Annotated in this window: 2 protein-coding genes and 1 pseudogene; all 3 read left to right on the top strand. The window is 35.6% G+C overall.

What is annotated here, in order from left to right; all coding sequences use genetic code 11:
- The coding region (locus ACFIM8_RS08700) for a YadA-like family protein (protein WP_375607518.1) at nt 1-276 on the top strand (276 nt) is incomplete at its 5' end.
- 1,085 nt (nt 277-1,361) lie between these two features.
- Nucleotides 1,362-4,025 carry a YadA-like family protein gene (locus tag ACFIM8_RS08695; RefSeq protein WP_375614794.1) on the top strand — a complete coding sequence of 888 codons (2,664 nt, stop codon included), beginning with the start codon at nt 1,362-1,364 and terminating at the stop codon, nt 4,023-4,025.
- A gap of 1,152 nt (nt 4,026-5,177) precedes the next feature.
- Nucleotides 5,178-6,490, top strand: a pseudogene (locus tag ACFIM8_RS08690) (hypothetical protein); the annotation flags it as partial.

Genomic DNA, 6,490 nt, shown 5'->3' with positions numbered 1-6,490 from the left:
ATGAAGTTTGAGACATTGAATTATGCTATTCAGGATGTTCGGAAAGAAGCAAGACAAGCTGCTGCTATTGGTCTAGCAGTATCTAATTTAAGCTATGACGATACACCGGGAAAATTAAGTTTTTCACTTGGTACGGGTGTATGGCGCAGTCAATCTGCACTTGCTATTGGAGCTGGTTATATGTCTGAAAATGGAAGATTTCGCTCTAACGTATCTGCAACAAGTTCTGGGGGACATTGGGGTGTAGGTGCTGGATTTAGGGTAACACTGAATTAACAATAGAAAATTCGAAATAAATTTTCCTTCTCTTATCAAATGCGTTACATGTGCCATTTAAAGAGAAGGAAAGTTATTTTTATCATAAATGAATAGCAATAAAAGATAAGGGCGTATTTCGAGTAAAAATATATTTTTTATTGTGAAATTTTATATGAAAAAATCATTTATCATCTCCAAAAGGAATTATTTGAATAATCGATATTTATTTTTAAGAGAGTTTTTCCTTCTTGTCTCATCAGACAAGGGGAAAAATTTTATAAGAAGTGATATTTTACACAGAAATTCATAGAGTAGTATACTTGTAAAGTTTTATAATAATATATTCTGTAATAATAATCTTAATGGGACTAATTAACAAAAAAATCACAAATGCAGAGTGATGTTTTCATATAAATTAACAGCATACGTGTAACCGCACAATATTTGAAAACTATACAGTTTATAGTTTATAATAGAATATCCACTGGGGGTATCCTTAAAGAAATAAAAAATCTCATTTTTTCCTTGCTATTTTTTAATAATCTGTATAAAGTGCGAAAAATTAATTAAAGGAAACTAGAAATCTTCTCGCAAAGCGGGGTGCGGTAAGTTATGGCAAAATTACAAAATCACAATTATCTGATCTCAAAAAGCTTTAAGAGATATAAATATAAAGCTCAGGGGTATCTCGCTTATTTTTACGGCAGAAGCGTAATAACCCTACAAAAAATGCTCTAAATTACTCAGCAAACAACTTAACTAACTTCCGCAATAAACATCTTTTATTGCCTCTTAAACACACAACACCTAATAATAGTACGCAAACATGTTTTTTCTACACTTCGTTCACCTTTCTTCACCTTTAAATTTAAAGGATCTGCTAAAGAAAACCCCACCTCCTTAAAGGAGGATAAATAAAAACCTTATTAATTGGACTATCGATCCCGTCGACTACTATATCATTGATATCTTAGATAGTCCTCTTCCGCATTATGACAACCCTAATCTTTTATAAAACAAAAAAATAATCTCTGGAGCTTAGTAGCACCGGAATGTGTCTTTTTAATGTTTTTAATATCTTTTTCTTACTTAGAGGATTTATTATGAAAAAAATATATACCACACCACACACGCTAGCAGTGAGTAATTTAAAAAAATCTTGCTCACCTTATCGATTACCTTTTATTAAAACGCTTTCATTGGTTTCAGTAGCTGTCTTTTTATCCGGTGCTTCTCCTGTTTCTGCTTGTGATGCGTGGGGCAATATATCGCAGTATTTTGGAGCAGGTACAAATGTACTTAAAGATATTGCACCAACTTATATAATTAACGGTAAAGTGTACAGAGATGTTGGCTCTGCATTATATGGTTTGGAACGTGAAGTTGCGGGCAATAATCTTGTTAAGCAAGATAGCTCAGGGTTTATTACAATTGGTGCGAATGCACGTGGCAATAGAATAAGCATTGAAAATAGCTCTCATGAATTGAGAACTCTTACTGGTGTTAATAATGGTGTGATTTCGCCATTCTCGTCTGATGCAGTTAATGGCTCCCAAATTTTTTCTCTAGGTCTTGCTATTTCTAGCTATTTTGGTGGTGGTGCTGGATTTGATAGAGTAAAATGGACGCCTCCTATTTTTAAAGTTAAGGTTTTTGATAAGGATGGTAATGGAGCTGAAAAGAGCTATCATAATGTTGCAGATGCCTTTACAGGCGTAAATAGTTCTTTCACAAATCTTGATAAAAAGATTGAAAATGTAGTCGTTAATGTGGCAGGGAACAACCTTGTTAAGCAAGATGATACGGGACTTATTACCATTGGTGGAAAAGTAAATGGAACGAGGGTAAGTATTGCAAATATTGATAATGCGGTTCGGACTCTTTCAGGTGTTAATGCTGGTTCTATTACAGCAACATCGACTGATGCAATCAATGGTTCTCAACTTTATTCCATGAGCAATGTCGTTGCAGGCTATTTTGGTGGTGGTGCTGGCTATAAAGATGGAAATTGGAGTGCTCCTACTTTTACAGTTAAGGTCTTTGATAAGGATGGTAATGGAGCTGAAAGAGACTATAAGAATGTTGCAGATGCCTTTACAGGCGTAAATAGTTCTTTCACGAATCTTGATAAAAAGATTGAGAATATAGTCATTAATGGGACAGGTGATGATCTTGTTAAGCAAGATGCAGGTGGATTTATTACCATTGGTGGAAAAGTGAGTGGAACGAGGGTAAGTATTGCGAACGTTAATAATGCAGCACGGACTCTTTCAGGTGTTAATGCTGGTTCTATTACAGCAACATCGACTGATGCAATTAATGGTTCTCAAGCTTATGCTATGAGCAATGTAGTTGCTAGCTATTTCAGTGGTAATGCTGGATATGATGCAGATGGAAACTGGAATGCTCCTACTTTTACAGTTAAGGTTTTTGATGAAAATGGTAATGGAGCTGAGAAGAACTATAAGAATGTTGGGGATGCGCTTTCTGGTGTAAGTAGTTCTTTTACGAATCTTAATCAAAAGATCGAAAGTGTGACAGGTGATAGTTTTGTTAAGCAAAATAGCGTTGGGCTTATTACGATTGGTGGAAACAAGGGTGGTGATAGAATAGATATTGCAAACGGTATTAATTTTCCACGAATTCTCTCTGGTGTTAAAGGGGGTGCATTTACGGCAACATCGACCGAAGCAGTAAATGGTAGTCAAATTTATTTTATGGCTCAGGCATTTGCACGTTATTTTGGCGGTGGTGCTGGATATAATAAAGAGGGAAAATGGTCAGATCCTACATTTACAGTGAAAGCCTTTGATAAGGATGGTAATGAAACTGAGAACAGCTATACTAATGTTGCAAATGCGTTTTCTGGCGTTAATAGTGCTTTGGCAGGTTTAAATCATCAGATTGTTGCGATAAAGAATAGCGTTGGTATTATTGAAAAAAGTTATACACCTCAAGATAATTCTTCGGATATTATTTCAGAAGGCTTTCCTTTTATGAGAAGCGCACGTCTTCTAAGAAGCTTACCTCTTATCATAGATGAGGCGGAAAATTCTATGGATGAGGAGGATAATTCAACCACGGTAACTGTTGCTCCTAGTGAAATTTTAGAAAAGTCAACTTATGAGGTGAATGACAATCAGTTTTCACAGATGAGTAACAGGGTAACAGAAGTTGAAAACAAGGTAAACAGCGTTACAAACAGGGTAACAAACGTTGAAAAAAAGGTGGATATTGCGGTTAGCTATGATACTGATGATAGCGGAAAGAAAACCAATAGCATCACTCTAAAAGGTGTCGATGACAGTGAGCCTGTTTTGATTACTAATGTTAAAGATGGAGAAATTAAAGAAGACTCTAAGGACGCAGTGAATGGTGGTCAGTTATACAAGCATACCGAGGAGCAGATGAGGATTACTCTTGAAAGTGCGAACAAGTATACGAATGATCAAGTCTATGAAGGTGTTAATGCGGCGAAATCCTATACCGATATGAAGTTTGACGCACTAAGTTATGATATTACGAATGTGCGCAAAGAGGCTAGGCAAGCAGCAGCGATTGGTTTGGCTGTGTCTAACTTACGTTACTTCGATGACCCAGGATCTGTGAGTGTTTCATTTGGTGGCGGTTTTTGGCGTGGCCAGTCTGCTTTTGCTATTGGTGCGGGTTATACATCTGAAGATGGTAAGATTCGCTCTAATCTATCAGCTACCAGTGCTGGTGGTCAGTGGGGAGTAGGTGGTGGAATAACTCTAAAATTAAAATAACACCAGAGAATATGAAAAACTACAATTTAAGCGAAGTTTCGCCCTTGTCTTATCAGACAAGGGCGAATTTATATTATCAGAGTAATATACTTATAAAGTCTCATCACAATATATTCTATAGGAATAATTTTAGTGAGATTGAATTGAGTAAAAAATGAAGCGCTTTAATAAAAATTTTACAAATGCAGAGTAATATTATCATATAAATTGATAGAGTGCATAATTGCACAGTATTTTAAAACTGTACGTTTTATAATTTCATTAATAGAAAATATCCATTGGGGGGATATGCTTAAAGAAACAAAAAAATCTCACTTTTTACTATTTTAATTATTTTCTCTGTACACAGCAGTGGCAATGAAGGCAATGAAACTAAGACTCATTTTGGACAAAACGGAGATACCTCAAACTGACTGTAAAACAGAACCTCTACATAAGTCTATAACGCGTAAAAGTTATGAATTTTTATTATAGAGAATTTTACGTTACATAAATCAGAAAGACTCATTCTGTAAAAATAATTAAATTCATTTTTCTCCTTGCTATTTTGTTTAAAATTCTATAAGACTCATTCTGGAACAAACAGAATAAAAAAATTCTCGCAAAGGGAGGTGCGGAAAGTTATGAAAGAATCACACGATTATCGTCATTTTGCTCTAAAAGCTTTCAAGGAAAATGACTCGAGAAATCAAGAAACAAATCACTTGTTCTTGTGATAAAACCACAATAATCCTATAAAAGTTTTACCTGAACTTATCACGGGGTCTAAATGACCTAAACCTTTCCCTCATAAATATTCACTGTCCATTAAGCATACAAAACGAACTCTTTTATTTCAAATAACTATAAATCACACATCTAACAGTAGCGTACAAATATGTCCCTTTCATTCTCTATTCTTACCCACAAATTCAGAAATTACTACAAACAAACAACTTGCTTAAAGGCAGAATAAACCAAAACCTCACTAACCAAACTATTAATCAACGTTAATCGCAATCTCATCGGAGTTCTAATCTGCTCCTTTCAATCTTTGCGAAAAACCTAAGCTTTATAAAGAACAGACGAAAAACAAATCCTCAAATTACCTTTAGTGCTGAAATATGTCTTTTTAATGTTCTTGATATATTTTTCTTACTTGGAGAATTTATTATGAAAAAATTATGTACCACATCAAAGGCGCCAGTGGTGAATGGTTTTAAAAATTCTTGCTTGTTTTATCAATTACCTTTTATTAAAGCACTTTCAGTGATTGTTTTTTTATCAACCCTTTTTCCTGTTTTTGCTATTGCTCATATTGTAAATGACGTATCAAACGATTTTAGTGGTGTTACAAATGCGCTTAAAGGTATACCACCAGCCTATGTAGTTGGCAGTAAATTGTATAGAGATAGTGGCTCTGCATTTGTGGAGAGGGATGATGCTCCCAAGAACTTAAGTCTTAATATTAAGTTTCAGACTAAAGCTGCTTTTGATACTGCATTTGCAGGTACGGAAGGCTATAAGAATGTAGAAGGTTATAAAAGTGTTGCGGATGCATTTTCTGGCACTAATAATGATTTTGCAGGTTTAAATCATCAGATTGTTGAGATAAAGGAACCCCATGCTATTGGGGAAAAACAAGATAATCCATCTCAAAGTGATGATCGGTATGAGAACACAGACAGCTTTTCTCTTATAAGAAGCTTATCTCGTGAACTAGTCCGAGCGGATGGGCCATCTGTGATAGCTATTGCTCCTACCTCAGCAGTAACTAACGTAACTTTTGAGAATAGTGAAGGTAAGACACGGCGTCTTTTGATGGTTTCTCCTGGTGAACTCTCAAAAACGTCAACCGATGCCGTTAATGGTTCCCAGCTTTATATCCTAGGGAGCAGTGTTGCAAAATCTTTAGGTGGTAATGCTAAGTATGAAAATGGCGCATGGACAGCACCTAAATTCACGGTTAAAAAATTTGCATCTGATGGCAGTGTTTCTGACTCGACTTATGACAGTGTCGCATCTGCCTTTGCCGGTGTTGGTGATTCCATTACGAATATTAAGAATGAGATTACAAAAGAAATTGCTGGTGAAAAAAGTGATTCTTTAATTTGGAGCAAAACGGCGAATGCCTTTGTAGCGACACATGGTGAAGAGAATGCAAGTAGCAAGATTACGTCTCTTAAAAATGGAGACATTACAGCAACCTCAACTGATGCCATAAATGGTTCTCAGCTTCATACTCTAGGAAGCAGTGTTGCAAAATCTTTAGGTGGTAATGCTAAGTATGAGAATGGCACGTGGACTGCTCCTATATTCAAAGTTAAGCAGTTCAATTCTGATGGTGACGTTACTGACTCGACTTATGACAGTGTTGCATCTGCCTTTGCTGGTGTCGGTGATTCCATCACGAATATTAAGAATGAGATTACAAAAGAAATTGCTGGTGAAAAAAGTGATTCTTTAATTTGGAGCAAAACGGCGAA

The organism is Bartonella sp. AC535YNZD, assembly GCF_042196625.1.
Lineage (GTDB): Bacteria > Pseudomonadota > Alphaproteobacteria > Rhizobiales > Rhizobiaceae > Bartonella.
The sequence above is the reverse complement of the archived record's forward strand: the minus strand, read 5'-3'. Positions and strand labels throughout refer to the sequence as shown.

Coding starts and splice junctions, on each gene's coding strand:
- ACFIM8_RS08695 (WP_375614794.1), top strand. CDS start 1,362: ATGAAAAAAATATATACCACACCACACACGCTAGCAGTGAGTAATTTA.